Genomic DNA, 14,821 nt, shown 5'->3' on the forward strand with positions numbered 1-14,821 from the left:
CCGGGGTGTTTGTCGTATGATGCGCGCGCCCCGCGACAGGAAGGAAATCCGTCCCGCGCATGAGTCACGAAAAACCTCTCTCCCGCCGCAGCTTTCTCTCCCTTTCGGCTTTGACTGCGGCTTCCGCGCTTGCCGGCTGCGCTTCCACTTCGGCCCCGACCGCTCAGCCCGTCGTTTTCCGTGTTCCACGCTTGTTCGAGACAACGCCTAGGCCGTCAGATGCCGAGCTTGAGGTGATGTACGGCCCGATCGAAGACGGCGGCTTCCTGATCCCTGCTGTTCCCTACCACGAGATCGACCCCCGCTTTTATCGCCAGCAGGTCATCGACCCGACGGGCCAGCCGCCCGGCACGATCGTCGTCGATACGCCCTCGCGTTTTCTCTATCTCGTCCAGCCGGGTGGAACGGCGATGCGCTACGGCGTCGGCATTGGCCGCGAAGGCTTTGCCTGGGCCGGCAGCGGCGTCATCCAGTGGAAGCAGAAATGGCCGCGCTGGAAGCCACCGAACGAGATGGTCGCCCGCCAGCCGGAGCTTGCGAAATATTCGATCGAGCGCGGTGGCATGGAACCGGGCCTCGTCAATCCGCTGGGCGCCCGTGCGCTCTATATCTTCTCGAGCGGTCAGGACACGCTCTACCGCCTGCACGGCAGTCCGGAATGGCGCTCCATCGGCAAGGCCGTTTCCTCCGGCTGCGTCCGCCTGATGAACCAGGATATCATCGACCTCTATGACCGCGTGCCGGTCAAGACGCCGATCGTCGTGTGGCAGTGAGCGATCGCACAAGGGTGCGACCCGCAGAGGCTTAAACAAAAGAACTCCTCCCGTCCCGCCGGAGGAGTTCAGGCCGCTGACCAAGATAGCATCAGTCGCAGTTTTAAAGAGGACGCCCGACCCCGTCATTCCGGCCTTGAGCCGGAATCCAGCCGGCGAACGTCTGTGAGCCGAAAAGGCTCGCATGACTGACAGTCTTACGCGCCGCAGACGCGGCGCTGCTGGACCCCGGATCCAGTCCGGGGTGACGGCGTGGAGAGCCGTCCCCTGACATTGGCCTTTGTCAACAAACTGAACTCCCCCGGCCGGGCCGGGGGAGTTTTTGATTTCAAGGTTTGAATGACAGACTGCCGCGGCGCCCTCAGCCGCCAAGCGAGAGGTTGCGTAGGTCGAGCGCTGCGCTGTTGTATGCCGGACGCGGCGTCGGCAGCGCGATCGGTGCCCCTTCAGGCGGCATGATCGTCCCTGCAGGCGCCGGAGCGGCAGCCGGAATCGAGGATGTCGTGGTGAAATCCGGCGCCCATGTGGTGACCGGCAAGGTCTGCGCAACCGGCATCGCCGATGGGATCGGCCCGGTCTGCGGCAGCTGTACATCGACCTGTGAGGAGCCTGCCGACGCGTCATAGGCCGCGAATTGAACCGGGCTCGCAGGGGGTTGGTCGGAAAGGTAGTTCATCCGGCCAGGAAGGTAGTTCATAGCGACTTCATAGCCGGGAAGCGGGGAAGGCGTCTGGAGCGTTCCGTCGCGCGAGCGCTTTTCATAAAAGACATTGCCGCCCGCCGCAGTGACATAGTGCATGTTGCGATAGGGGAAGCTCAGGCCCGCAGTATGGAAGAACATGGCGTCCTTGACCCCAGGGTGCCGTTCCCCGCGCAGAATTCCGTTCGCTGCGGAATCGAGTTCCGGTCCGACTCTCGCGTCGATGGCCCTGGTCATGACGCCGGGCGCGAACTGTCTTTCCTGCGCGACCACGCCGCAGATCGAACTAGGGTAGGCGCCTGAGGTCAGCCGGTTCATCACGACGGTCCCGACCGCCATGTAGCCGGCGCGATCCGCATGCTCCGATTCGAAGTACATGGCCCGCTTCAGGCAGTCGCGATCTCGCGCGGTGTAGTTGTAAGTCACCTTGGTTGAGTGAGTTTTTACCTGCCGCGCGGATGCGGAAGGACTTGCTGTAGCTGTCGTGTTAGCTGCGGTGGTGCACCCTGTTGCAGCCAGTCCGGCGAATAGAATTCCGGTTATGGATTTGCCCAATGCATGTCGCGCCCTCAACGGTATGTGCCTCCTATTGTGATAGTCCAGCCCAATCACGTCGCGCATGTTTTTTAGCTCACGTTGGTTAATATTCCAAACACATTTCGTGAGACGAAAAAAACAGATTGTATTTCAATGAGATGGGTACGAGGCGGACACACTGCCGTCAGGCGGCTGCCTTGGAAATGCCCATTTTGCAGCCCGATGCTTCGAGCGCTGCACCGGCAATTTCAACGAACAGCCGGCGGAACCAGATGGACCTTTCATCCGCTCGATCGACGCGCCGGTAGAGCATCGTCACTGGCTCGGTCGGTAGCGGAACCGGCGGCGCTGAAACAACTAGCCCGTGCAATTTGGCCATGCAACGCCCGATTGATTCCGGAATCGTCGCAATCGCCGGCATCGCTTGCAGCGCCATCGGCAAGGCGGAGAAGCGCGGCACCGTTGCCACCACCTGGCGGCTGTGTCCCAAACGGGCAAGCGCAATGTCGACGTTGGTCGAGCTGTTGTTGCCCTCGAACGAGACGGCGACATGGTCGGCGCGGGTGAAGTCCTCGAGGCTCAGCGGCGCCTTCAGCCTGAGCTGGTTCGGATCGTAGATCGAGATGGAGGACTGGTCGAAGAGCGGCTCGCGGATGTGCCAGGAGGCGGGCTCGTCATGGATCGAGACGCTGAAATCATAGGCACCTTCGTCAAGCATCCGTCCGGCTTCGCGTTTGTCCAAGGCGGCGACACCCACCAGCCGGGCACCTGGCGCCAGCTCGCGCAGGCGTGCGGCGAGCGGGCCGAAGAAGGCCGATTCGAGATTGTCGCACAGGCCGATGCGGAATTCGCCCTGCCAGCTGGCGGGGTCGAAGGCGGCCGGCGGCCGGATGGCGCGTTCGATACCGGAAAGCGCATCCTCGATCGCTGGCGCGATGGCAAGCGCCCTCGGCGTCGGCTGCAGGCCGCGCCCGACACGGACGAACAATTCGTCGTAGAGTGCTTCGCGCAGCCGCCGCAGCGCCGCCGAAAGTCCCGGCTGACCGAGCAGCAGCCGCTCGGCCGCGCGGCTGACATTGCGCTCCTGCATCAGCACCGAGAAGGCGAGCAGAAGGTTCAAATCGATTTTTCGAAGGATCGCGTCATTCATCATTATCAGTAATACCTGGCATGGTTACTATCAATTTGCAAGGGGGTTCGGAGATGTACATTTTCTCGTTCCTCTGCCGCTTCCCAACTCGCGCGGCAGGAAAAGGAACGATCTCGATGACACTCACACAATCTCGAAGTGGGGCGGGGCTGGCATTGCTGTTACTCTGCGCCGCCAATTTCCTTGACGCCATGGACGTTTCGACCATCGGCGTAGCGCTTCCCGCCATTCAGGCGGAACTCGGCATGCCGGCAACCTCGCTGCAATGGGCCGTCAGCGCCTATGTCCTCGGCTATGGCGGCTTCCTGCTGCTCGGCGGCCGCGTTGCCGACGTTTTCGGCCATCGCCGCGTCTTTCTCTGGTCGCTCGGCCTATTCGCGGCCGCAAGCATAGCGGGCGCCTTTGTCGACAGCGGACCGACGCTGATTGCCGCCCGCCTGATCAAGGGCATCGCCGCCGCCTTCACCGCGCCGGCCGCGCTCGCGCTTCTGCTCTCCGTCTTCCGGGAGGGGAGCGCCCGGGCCAAGGCGCTCGGCGTCTTCTCCTCGACAGGCGCCACCGGGTTCGTGCTCGGCATGGTGCTCGGGGGTGCTGCCACTGTCTTCAGCTGGCGGGCGACGCTGGTCATGGGCGCTCCGGTGGCGATCATCACGCTGGCCATCGCGCCCTTCGTCCTGCCCGCCGATGAGCACCGGGGCGAAACCCGCCCGCGCTTCGACTGGGCAGGCGCCTTGACGATCACCCCCGGCCTGCTGCTCTTCGTCTTCGGCATCACCAATGCCGCGGCCGTCGGCTGGAGCGCCTTTCCCACCTGGGGCGCGCTGGGTGCAGCGGTCGTCTTGATCCTGCTCTTCCTTGCCGTCGAAGCCCGGCATGCCGATCCGATGGTGCCGCTTGCGATGTTCCGCCGGGCAAAGCTCAGCCATGCCAACGCCGTTGCCGCGCTCTTTCAGGGCGTCTATGTCGGCTTCCAGTTCATCGCGACGCTCTATTATCAGAACGAGTTGGGCTGGTCGGCCTTCGTTACCGGCTTCTGCTTCGCTTTCGGCGGCGTCTGCGTCATGTTCCTGGCACCGCGCTTTGCCGCCATTGCGCAAAGCCGCGGCACGACCGGCCTGATGGCGCTCGGCGTGGCGCTGCAGGCGCTAAGCTACATCTTCTGGGTAGCCGCCGTCGGCCGCGTCGATCCGATCCTGCTCGTCGTGCTGTCGCAGCTCGCGCTCGGCGTTGGTTATGCGATGACCTATCCTTCCGTGCAGGTCGCAGCGCTTGCTGACGTCGAGGAAGACAAATCGGGCCTGGCCTCCGGCATGCTGTTTGCGGCCTTCCAGATCGGTGGCGGCATCGTGCTCGCAGCCGCCTCGGCGGTCTTTGGCGCGGCTCCGTCCTTCGGCTGGGATCCCTATCTGGCAGGCATTGCCTTCACGGCGTTGCTTGCGGTCGCGGTCGTGCTTCTCGCGGCGCTGGGTCCGCGGACGTCGCGGCTGAGTGCTCCTGCCTACCAGGCTGCCGAATAGGCTTTACCGGCGCCCGCGCTGAGAGGCGCGGGCGATCTTACACCGACGCGTTCAGGTTTCCGCGCAGCTTCTGCAGGGCTCCGCGGATTTCCACCAACTCTTCAAGCGTGCAGCCGGCGGCCCGGCCGATAGCCATCATGATCGTGTTCGCTTCGCTCTGCATCGATCGGCCCCTCGGAGTCAGCGAAACGATCACCTGCCGCTCATCGCGCGAATCGCGCGTGCGTTTGATCAGGCCGCTCTGTTCAAGCCGCTTGAGCAGCGGCGAGAGCGTCCCGGAATCGAGATCCAACTGCTCGCCGATCGTTTTGACCGGCAGCTCGGCCTGCTCCCAGAGCACCAGCATCACCAGATATTGCGGGTAGGTGAGGCCGACCTTGTCGAGGATCGGCTTGTAGGCGCGCGTGAAGGCATGCGCCGTTGAATAGACCGCGAAACAGAGCTGTTTCTCCAGCCGCTTCTCCTCCTCGGGAATTTCCATCATCTTCGCCGTCTGCGCTTTCATCATCCTGTTCCTTTGAGGTGCAATTCTCCTCTTTTCAGATTCCGAATGCAATTTGCAAAATTCACTTGCGTACAATTTAATTGCGCAATATAGAAAGTCCAGCCCCAACGCAAACACAGGAGACTGACATGCCGATCCTCTATACGACCAAAGCTTCCGCCACCGGTGGCCGCGCAGGCCGCGCCGTTTCCGACAACGGCGTTCTCGATGTGACGTTGACTGTTCCGAAGGAACTCGGCGGCGACGGCGCGACCGGCACCAATCCCGAACAGCTCTTTGCAGCTGGCTATTCCGCCTGCTTCCTCGGTGCCTTGAAATTTGTCGCGGGCCAGCAGAAGGTCAAGATTCCTGAAGATGCGACGGTTTCCGCCAAGGTCGGCATCGGCCCGCGCGAAGACGGCGGCGGTTTCGGCATCGAAGTGGCGCTGACGGTCAACATTCCGGGCATGGACAAGGCCGAAGCCGAAAAGCTCGCTGCCGCCGCCCATATCGTCTGCCCCTACAGCCACGCCATGCGCACCTCGACCGAAGTTCCGGTTACTGTTGCTTGATTGAGATTTTCCCTTCTCCCCTCGGGGAGAAGGTGGCCCGAAGGGTCGGATGAGGGGGCCTCGCGTGCCGACGACTGATAGAAGTTGGCCGTTCGCCTGCGGCCCCTCATCCGCCTGCCGGCACCTTCTCCCCGAGGGGAGAAGGGAGCGGCCTTACCCTCTGTGTTCCCCTCTCCCCTCGGGGAGAGGGCAGGGTGAGGGGGCTTTCCGGCGTCTGGTCAGCTACTCCCTAGGCAAACGGCAAAGCCTACTCTTTTCTTCTGAAATAAAATCGCTATATTCTTTCTAAGGAAAGGATAGGCGCCATGGCCGCAATTTCTCCCGATCAAACCCGCTCTGCCGCGGAAGCCGCCGTCATTACCAAGGCGGCGATCAATGCCGCCGACCGGCTAGGGATCAGCGCCCGCGCGCTCGCTGCCGTTCTCGGCGTCTCCGAAGCGACCGTCTCGCGGATGAAGCGGCAGGACCATCTGCTGGAGCGCGGCAGCAAATCCTTCGAGCTGGCAGTCTTGCTCGTCCGCCTCTTCCGCTCGCTGGACGCAATCGTCGGCGGTGACGAGGCCGTTGCCCGGCAATGGCTGCGCAATGCCAATACCGCACTTGGCGCCGCGCCGCTCGAAAAGATCGTCAGCATTTCCGGATTGACCGATGTCCTTGCCTATCTGGACGCCCGCCGCGCTCTCGTCTGAAACGCGGCCGATCTCCGGCCGTTTCTGGCGGCTGGTGGAAGCGCAGCATCAGATCTCGACGCTCAAACTCGTCGATACGCTGGAAGAGCAGGCACTGCTCGAAACCCTGCTCGAGGAGAGCAAGCCGGCCCTGCCGCCGGAATGTGCCGGTCTCGATTATCTCCTTGCCACGCCTTTCCGCTACGGCGCGGTCTACCCGCACGGCTCGCGCTTTCGCAGGGCAGGACGAACGCTCGGCGTTTTCTACGCTTCCGAAAAGGTCGAAACGGCGCTTGCCGAAATGGCCTTCTACCGGCTGCTCTTCTTTGCCGATTCGCCCGGCACGCCGCTGCCTGAGAATGCGGCGGAATACACGGCTTTTGCCGCTCCAGTCGCAACAAAGATGGCAATAGATCTGACCGCCCCGCCGCTCGATAGCGGTCGCGCCCAATGGACGGATCCCGTCAACTACGAGCCCTGTCAGGCGCTCGCCGACACCGCCCGCGCGATCGGCACAGAGGCAATCCTCTACGAATCCGTCCGCGATCCGAATCGGGGCCGAAACATAGCGCTTTTGACGGCCAAGGCCTTCAGCGCCCGTGAACCATCCGAGCGCCAGACATGGCGCATCCGCCTGGCTGCGGCAGGCGTTCAGGCGCTGTGCGAATTTCCGGCAGCAAGGATCGGTTTTGCGAGGAGCGATTTCGGCAACGATCCGCGCATTGCCCGCTGACTACGCAAGCGCCTGCAGGTCGCTCCGCAGCTTGCTCGCATCGCCGTCCGGCAGCTTCTCTTCCAGCGCGGCATGCGTGCTTTCCCAGATCGGCAGTGCCGCGGCGAGCACTGCCTTGCCTTCCGCCGTGAGACTCAGCAGCCGCCCGCGCTTGTCTTTTGGATTCTGCACGACATTTACCCATCCTCGGCGCTGCAGCGGCTTCAATGCCGCGGTCAGCGTCGTCTGGTCCATGGCGAGAAGATGGGCGACCGGCCCCATCGGCGGCGGCTCCGGGCGGTTCAGCGACATCATCAGCGAGAACTGGCCGTTGGTGAGCCCGAGCGGGCGAAGAGCGTCGTCGAAAAGCCGTGCGAGCGCGCGGGCGGCGCGCTGAACGTGCAGGCACAGGCAGGTGTCGCGCACCAGCAGCGTCGTTGAAAAAGGAATCTCTACCGCGTTTGACATGCCTAATTTCTATTGATATCAATGTATTTAGTCAAGGAAAACGAGAATGTGCCGGTAATCGGTTGCGCAGGAGGAGGGCGCACACGATGGAGAATCAAGTCGTTTCCCGTGAAGAATGGCTCGAAGCCCGCCAGGCGCTGCTTCTGAAGGAGAAGGAAGCAACGCATCTCAGAGACAAGGTCAATGCCGAGCGCCTCGCTTTGCCCTGGGTCAAGGTCGACAAGGACTATGTTTTCGACACGCCTGAGGGAAGGAAGAGCCTTTCCGATCTCTTCGGCGGTCGCAGCCAGCTGATCATCTACCATTTCATGCTCGGGCCGGATTGGGATGCCGGTTGTCCGGGCTGCTCTTTCGTGTCCGATCACGTCGATGGCGCGCTGCCGCATCTCAACAATCACGACGTCACATGGGTCGCCGTGTCTCTCGCTCCGCTTCCCAAGATAGAAGCCTACAAGAAGCGAATGGGCTGGAAATTTCCCTGGGTTTCATCCTCCGGCAGCGACTTCAATTTTGACTACCACGTTTCCTTCAGTCCCGAGGACCTCGCCAAGGAGACGGTGTTCTATAACTTCAGCGCGATCGAATCCGCCGACGCCAACGACGAACTCCCGGGCCTCAGCGCTTTCTACAAGAACGAGAAGGGTGAAATCTTCCACACCTACTCTAGCTATGCCCGAGGTCTGGAGGAAACGATCGGCACGTTGATGATCCTCGATCGGGCGCCGAAGGGCCGCAACGAGAACGGCACAATGGATTTCGTCAAGCGCCATGACGAATATGAGGGCGCTCCGAAGACGCAGTCCTGTCATTGAAACTTGCTAGCATCACCTAAGGGAGAAGGATGATGGAAAGTGCAAAGGTGCTGGAGGAGCACCGTTTTCTCGAGAAGCTGGTTGGCGTCTGGGATGTCACGGCCCCTGAAATGACCGGCGGGCAGCAATGGACGGAGATCGTGCGCTCGCTGCACGGCATCTGGTTCGTTGCCGAAGGCAATGGCGAAATGCCGGGCGGCGGCGCAGCCACCACCGTGCTGACCCTCGGCTACAATGCCACGAAAGGTAAATATGTCGGCAGCTGGATCGGCTCGATGATGGACCACATGTGGGTCTATGAGGGCGACGTCTCTGCGGACGGCAAGGTGCTCAACCTTTACACGAGAGGGCCGGATTTCCAGTCCGACGGCGCCGAACAGGATTACCGCGAGCAGATCACCTTCATCGATGACGATCACCGAACCTTCACCTCGGCGGCGAAGCAGCCGGACGGCAGCTGGAAGCAGTTCATGGAGGCACGCTACGCACGCGCGCGGTGATCAGCAATGACGTCTCACGCAATCGCTCAGGAATGACAGCTCACTCAATCACAAAGCGTGAAAGGAAAGATCATGGCTTCCGATACGCATGGAAAGTTCATCTGGTACGAACTGATGACGCCAGATACCCAGGCCGCCGCCCGGTTCTATGGTTCCGTCGTCGGGTGGACGACCAAGGACATGAAGATCGCCAACCTGCCTGCCTACACCATCTTCGAAGCGAACGGAGCGGGGGCTGCAGGCATGATGGATTTCCCGGCCGAGCTCGAAGGGCAGGGCATCCCGCCGAACTGGACCGGCTACGTCGCCGTCGATGACGTCGATCAGACCGCCAAGGATTTCGAGGCGAACGGCGGAAAGGTGCGCCGCCCGCCGGAGGATATCCCGACGATCGGCCGCTTCGCGGTCGTTGCCGACCCGCACGGCGCCGTCATCTGTATCATGACGCCGATCCCGCCGGAAAACCCGCCGCCGGATGTCGGCATGAACACACCCGGCCATGTCGGCTGGCATGAACTCATGTCCGGCAATATGGAGGAAGCGTTCCCCTTCTACTCGAAAATCTTCGGCTGGACGAAGGATCACGACTTCGACATGGGCGAGATGGGCGCCTACCGCATCTTCGCCGAGCACGGCAAGCAGATCGGCGGCATGATGACCAAGCCCGCCAACGTGCCGGTGTGCTATTGGGGCTATTACTTCAACGTTCCAGCCATCGACAGCGCCGTCGAGCGCGTCAATGCGGGCGGCGGCAAGGTCCTCTTCGGGCCGATGGAGGTGCCTGGCGGCAGCTGGGTCATCAATGCCACGGACCCGCAGGGTGCATTTTTCTGCCTCGTGGCGCCTGGACGCTGACCCTCTCCAAAGAGCGATCGGCAGCGCCCCGCAAAACGGCGAATCGCAATGTTGGAAATGCCGGCGGCGGCTCTCGACAGGAGCCGCCGCCCTCTTTTTGGCGGCTAAGATCGCCCGTTCTAATCTATTAATTTTATTCAAATTTTAGCGTTCCCGCCCTCAAAACCCATGGCCAGGGTTAATCGTTCCTGAACATTTTTGGGGGGATGCATAACCGGCTATGCCTGCCCGGTTAAGGAAGTATTGCAATTAGCCCTGCCGCGTAATTGATAGGCCCCAGTTGTACATTTGGGGTAGAGTCATGTCTAACGAAGATCTGCGCATTTCGAACGTCGATGGCGAAAACGCGCCGCACGAGTTTCTTTCGGACATTCGCGAAGATGCAAAGCCGGCCGAGGTCGAGCGTGTCGAGCTCGCTCAGGCGGCGAGCAGCGAGCAGACCCCAAAGACCGGCCGCGTGGAGGCCACCCCGCCGGCACCCGCGAACGCCAACCCGAACGAAGTTGTTGCCGACCAGAACAACGTTGCTCATCTTCCGGCCAACGTCTCGCTGGACGATATTCACATCGAGGGCAGCAATCTGGTGCTCGTCCAGGCGGACGGAACGGAAATCGTCATCGTCAACGGCGCCCTGCATGTCCCCAGTTTCATGCTTGGAGACGTCGAGCTGCCACGTGACACCGTCATCGCAGCGCTGAACGACAGCAAGATCAACGTCGCCGCCGGCCCGGACGGCACCGATACCGCAACCGCGGCAGCGCCGAGCTCCGGCGCCGAGTTCCAGGATACGCTCCAGCCGGGTGACGACGCCCCGACCCAGCTGGCGCAGCTTCTGGCCGACACGCAGCAGCTGGATCCGACGCTCGGCGGCACGCAGGAATTCACCAACGATGTCCCGACGATCACGACCACACAGCTGCTCACGCTGACGGAAACGGCGAACGCCGAGGGCGGCTTTGCCCAGCAGACGGTCAACGGCCAGTTCGGCTTTAACGGCGGCACGGACGTAGGCGTCATCACCGCTGTAAACTACACCGGCAGCACGGATGTCGACGAGGAAGGCGGCACCGCGGGCAAGCCCGTCAGCGGCCTGACCTCCGGCGGCCATGACGTCACCGTCACCGTCAACGGCCTGACGATCACCGGCACGATCACCATCGGTGAAGGCGCCGAAGCCAAGACGATCACCGTTTTCGAACTCAAGGTCACCGACACTTCGACGGGCGCCTTCACCTTCACCCAATACGGCCCGCTCGACCATCCCGATGTTGGCGAGACCGGCGCGCACGACGCGCTCGGCCTCAACTTTACCTATACGGTGACCGACAAGGACGGCGATGCCGTCACCGGCAATGCCACGATCGACATCCGCGACGACGGCCCGACGATCAACGCGAATACAATCGTTTCCGGCAACGTCACGGAAAGCGACCTCACGGTTCAACCGCACAGCTTCGAATCGGGTTCCGTCAATCTTGCCATCCCGGACGTCAGTACGGTCACCTCGACCATCACGGTGCCCGCCGGCGGGACCATTCACGACGTCAACGTGTCGATCAATCTCGCCCATACCTTCATGTCGGACCTCGACATCACGCTGATCGCCCCGGATGGCACCAGAATTCAGCTGATCAACGACAACGGCGGCAGTGGCGATCCGAACGGCGTCATCACGTTCGACGATGAAGCGGCTGAAAGCTTTGGGTCTGCCTCGCAGCCATTCGTTGGCACGTGGCGTCCTACAATCGACGAGCTTTCGCTTCTCGACGGCAAGGACATGAGCGGAACCTGGACCCTCGAAATCAGGGACGACGCGGGGCTGGACGTTGGCACGCTGCGGGACTGGAGCCTCCAGATCGGGGCCGCGCCGAATGTTTCGTCGGCGACTGTCGATCTCTCCCCGTTGGTCAATGTTGGCGCGGACGATGTCAATGGCGGCGCATCCTTCGCGCTGAAGACCGTCGCGGCGCAAAATCTTGGCTCGGTCACCGCAGGCGGCGAACAGGTAAAGATCATATCCGACGGCACCACGCTCATCGGCTATATTGACGGAAAGCAGGACAAGCCGATCTTCACGCTCAACGTGGCGGCTGACGGCACTGCCACCTTCAAATTGTACGGTGAACTCGATCACGCCGTCGGCAGCGATACGATGGCGCTTGATCTCAGCGCCTATGTTCAGGCCTCCGACGCCGACCACGATACGGTGACGCTCGGCGCCGGCCAGTTCATCATCAACGTTGGCGACAGCCTTCCGACGGCAACCGACGTGACTTCGGGCATGTCCGAAAATCAGACGAAGACGGTCACGCTGACCGAAGGTGTCGATTTCAACTTCGGCGCCGACCAGCACGGTGCTGCGATAACCCTCGGTAATGCGAGCCTGAGCGGCGTGCCTACGGGCGTCGTGCTCGGCATGCCCGAGATTGTTCTGGGAGCCGATGGCCGCACGATCACCATCAATCCAGGCACGGCATTCGACAGCTTGGCAGCGGGAGAAACCGCGGTCCTCCACATCCCGTACACTGTAGCCGATGGTGATCACGACTCCGTCACCAAGGATATTGCCGTCACCATCACCGGCACCAACGATGCCCCAATTATCACGACGACGGGTGCAGGCTCGTTTACGGAGCTTGCCGGTCAGACGGGTTCGGAGACGGACCGTACGGCTAGCGGAACGCTTTCGTTCACGGATATCGACGTGAACGACACGGGCCATGCGGCCTCGGTGACGGGCGTGACTGTCAGCGGTATTTCGAGCGGGCTTCCGCCGAGCGAGGCGCTTCTTGCGCTGATGCATACGGGCACTGTCACGAAGGACGCCGGTTCGCAGACGGGTACGATCGGTTGGAAATTTGAGGCCGACGACAAGACTTTCGATTATCTTGCGAAGGGTCAGACCGTCACGCTGAGCTACACGGTTCAGGTCGATGACGGCGACGGCGGCAAGGGCACGCAGGTCGTGACGATCACCGTCACCGGCACGAATGACAAACCGGTGATCGACAGCACGTCGGTTGATGTGACGGAGCAGGCCGGCAAGACGCTTTCCTTCTCGAACGACGTTGCACATCTTTCGGTTCACTTCAGCGACGCGGATCTGAGCGACACCGGCCATACGGCGAAGGTGACGGACGTTAAGGCGCTCGGTGTAACGAGTGGTCTTCCTGGCGGCTTCCTAGGCAACCTTGCGCTGCAGAGCCTGCTGGACATCGACAGTGTGACGAAGGTCGCCGGCTCGACGGATGGCCAGGTCAAGGCGACGTTCAAGGCTCCGGATCTGATCTTTGATTATCTTGCTGCCGGCGAGAAGCTGACGCTGCAATACACGATCGAAGTGAACGACAAGCATGGCGCGAAGGTGCAGCAGACGGTTGATGTCGTCGTGACCGGCACCAACGATGCGCCTGTGATTGCCTATAACGATCTTCGCTTCATCGGCGAGCAGTCCGGCAAGACGGGTTCTACGTCTTCCGATACGGCATCTGGTACGGTTCTGTTCGGCGATGCGGATCTGAGCGACACCGGCCATGTTGCGACGGTGACGGGCGTTTCCGCTTCCGGCGTGACGGGTACGGGTTCGAACGATTACAGCCACTTCCTCACGGTTTCTGCGGCGAAGGCAGCAGGCAGCGCTGTTGGTGCGATCAACTGGGCGTTCAACGCGCCGGACAGCACCTTCGACTACCTCGCCAAGGACGAGAAGCTGACGCTGACCTATAACGTGCTTCTGTCGGACGGCCATGGCGGCACGGACACGTCGAAGGTGACGATCATTGTCACCGGCACGAACGATGCGCCTGTCATCGCGGCGGCGGGTGCAGGCTCGTTTACGGAGCTTGCCAATCAGACGGGTTCGGAGACGGACCGGACGGCATCGGGCACGCTTTCGTTCACGGATGTCGATCTGAACGACACTGGCCATACGGCTTCCGTGACGGGCGTGTCGGCGAGCGGCGTTTCGAACGGCCTTCCGTCGAACGAGGCGCTTCTTGCGCTGATGCATACGGGTACTGTCACGAAGGACGCCGGTTCACAGACGGGTTCGATCGGCTGGAACTTTGCGGCCGACGACAAGACCTTCGATTATCTTGCGAAGGGTCAGACCGTCACGCTGAGCTACACGGTTCAGGTCGATGACGGCGACGGCGGCAAGGGCACGCAGGTCGTGACGATCACCGTCACCGGCACGAATGACAAGCCGATCATCGACAGCACGTCGGTCGACGTAACGGAGCGGGTTGGCGAGACGCTGAATTTCTCGAACGACGTTGCGCATCTGTCGGTTCACTTCAGCGACGCGGATCTGAGCGACACTGGCCATACGGCGAAGGTGACGGGCTTCAAGGCGCTCGGCGAGACGGACGGTCTCAACATTCTCAGCCGTCTTGCGCTTGCGAATGCGCTGGACATCGACAGCGTGACGAAGACCGCCGGTTCGTCTGATGGTGAAGTCAAGGCGACGTTCAAGGCTCCGGATGCGATCTTCGATTATCTCGCGGCCGGCGAGAAGCTGACGCTGCAGTACACGATCGAAGTCGATGATCATGACGGTGGCAAGACGACGCAGACGGTGAACGTTGTTGTGACGGGCACCAACGATGCGCCTGTGATTGCCTATGATGATATCCGTCTGATCGGCGAGCGGCCTGGCGTGACGGGTTCGTCGTCCTTCGACACGGCGTCCGGCACGATAGTTTTTGCCGACGCCGATCTGAATGATACCGGCCACTTTGCAACGGTGACAGGCGTTACGGCCTTCGGCGTGACGGGCACGAGCGCCGACTATAGCAACTTCCTGAGCGTCTTGGCATCAAAGGCTGCAGGTTCTGCCGTTGGTGCGATCAACTGGTCGTTCAACGCCCCGGACAACACCTTCGACTATCTTGCCAAGGGCGAGAAGCTGACGCTGACCTACAATGTGACGCTGTCGGACGGTGACGGCGGCATGGATACGACGACGGTGACGGTCGTGGTGACGGGTACCAACGACGCGCCCGTCATCAGCATCCCGACCGGCGAAACCGTATCGACGACCGTCGACGGCTTTGTTGGCCAGGACGTCGTCAC

Annotated in this window: 13 protein-coding genes; 9 read left to right on the forward strand and 4 right to left on the reverse strand. The window is 61.7% G+C overall.

What is annotated here, in order from left to right:
- Positions 1-59: 59 nt before the first annotated feature.
- A complete protein-coding gene (locus ACPYOJ_RS19095) occupies positions 60-773 on the forward strand; it encodes a L,D-transpeptidase (RefSeq protein ID WP_168828712.1) in 714 nt (237 codons plus the stop codon).
- Between the two features lie 361 nt (positions 774-1,134).
- On the opposite strand, the gene ACPYOJ_RS19100 is transcribed toward ACPYOJ_RS19095, so the two are convergent.
- Together ACPYOJ_RS19100 and ACPYOJ_RS19105 are read right to left on the reverse strand one after the other, a co-directional pair.
- Positions 1,135-2,046, reverse strand: coding sequence for a cell wall hydrolase (locus ACPYOJ_RS19100; protein ID WP_481417656.1), 912 nt, complete (start codon positions 2,044-2,046; stop codon positions 1,135-1,137).
- A 148-nt stretch (positions 2,047-2,194) separates the two neighbouring features.
- Entirely contained in the window at positions 2,195-3,163 is a 969-nt protein-coding gene (locus tag ACPYOJ_RS19105; protein ID WP_481417657.1) for a LysR family transcriptional regulator, read from the reverse strand.
- Positions 3,164-3,276: 113 nt separating this feature from the next.
- On the opposite strand from ACPYOJ_RS19105, the gene ACPYOJ_RS19110 reads away from it, so the two are divergent.
- Positions 3,277-4,677 (forward strand): MFS transporter, encoded by a 1,401-nt coding sequence (locus ACPYOJ_RS19110; RefSeq protein ID WP_481417658.1) that lies wholly within the window; start codon positions 3,277-3,279, stop codon positions 4,675-4,677.
- 37 nt (positions 4,678-4,714) lie between these two features.
- On the opposite strand, the gene ACPYOJ_RS19115 is transcribed toward ACPYOJ_RS19110, so the two are convergent.
- Entirely contained in the window at positions 4,715-5,182 is a 468-nt protein-coding gene (locus ACPYOJ_RS19115) for a MarR family winged helix-turn-helix transcriptional regulator (protein WP_481417659.1), read from the reverse strand.
- A 128-nt stretch (positions 5,183-5,310) separates the two neighbouring features.
- On the opposite strand from ACPYOJ_RS19115, the gene ACPYOJ_RS19120 reads away from it, so the two are divergent.
- The 3 genes from ACPYOJ_RS19120 (at position 5,311) to ACPYOJ_RS19130 (ending at position 7,134) form a co-directional block, all read left to right on the forward strand.
- Complete coding sequence (locus ACPYOJ_RS19120) at positions 5,311-5,733, forward strand: organic hydroperoxide resistance protein (RefSeq protein ID WP_481417660.1); 423 nt, start codon at positions 5,311-5,313, stop codon at positions 5,731-5,733.
- Between the two features lie 305 nt (positions 5,734-6,038).
- Entirely contained in the window at positions 6,039-6,422 is a 384-nt protein-coding gene (locus tag ACPYOJ_RS19125; protein ID WP_481417661.1) for an antitoxin Xre/MbcA/ParS toxin-binding domain-containing protein, read from the forward strand.
- Positions 6,382-7,134, forward strand: coding sequence for an RES family NAD+ phosphorylase (locus ACPYOJ_RS19130; RefSeq protein ID WP_481417662.1), 753 nt, complete (start codon positions 6,382-6,384; stop codon positions 7,132-7,134). Before ACPYOJ_RS19125 ends, ACPYOJ_RS19130 begins: the two co-directional genes overlap by 41 nt.
- Here ACPYOJ_RS19130 and ACPYOJ_RS19135 read toward each other — a convergent pair whose 3' ends face one another.
- The gene (locus ACPYOJ_RS19135) at positions 7,135-7,581 is read right to left on the reverse strand and encodes a MarR family winged helix-turn-helix transcriptional regulator (protein ID WP_481417663.1); all 447 of its coding nucleotides are present in this window, start codon (positions 7,579-7,581) and stop codon (positions 7,135-7,137) included.
- Positions 7,582-7,667: 86 nt separating this feature from the next.
- On the opposite strand from ACPYOJ_RS19135, the gene ACPYOJ_RS19140 reads away from it, so the two are divergent.
- The 4 genes from ACPYOJ_RS19140 to ACPYOJ_RS19155 form a co-directional block, all read left to right on the forward strand.
- Complete coding sequence (locus ACPYOJ_RS19140) at positions 7,668-8,393, forward strand: DUF899 domain-containing protein (RefSeq protein WP_481417664.1); 726 nt, start codon at positions 7,668-7,670, stop codon at positions 8,391-8,393.
- A gap of 29 nt (positions 8,394-8,422) precedes the next feature.
- Positions 8,423-8,893 (forward strand): DUF1579 domain-containing protein, encoded by a 471-nt coding sequence (locus tag ACPYOJ_RS19145; protein ID WP_168828722.1) that lies wholly within the window; start codon positions 8,423-8,425, stop codon positions 8,891-8,893.
- A 72-nt stretch (positions 8,894-8,965) separates the two neighbouring features.
- Positions 8,966-9,748, forward strand: a complete 783-nt coding sequence (locus ACPYOJ_RS19150) for a VOC family protein (RefSeq protein WP_168828723.1) — start codon at positions 8,966-8,968, stop codon at positions 9,746-9,748.
- A gap of 301 nt (positions 9,749-10,049) precedes the next feature.
- On the forward strand, positions 10,050-14,821 hold a 4,772-nt coding region (locus ACPYOJ_RS19155; RefSeq protein WP_481417665.1), incomplete at its 3' end, for a VCBS domain-containing protein.

Source organism: Rhizobium sp. SVR5-9E (assembly GCF_056755095.1).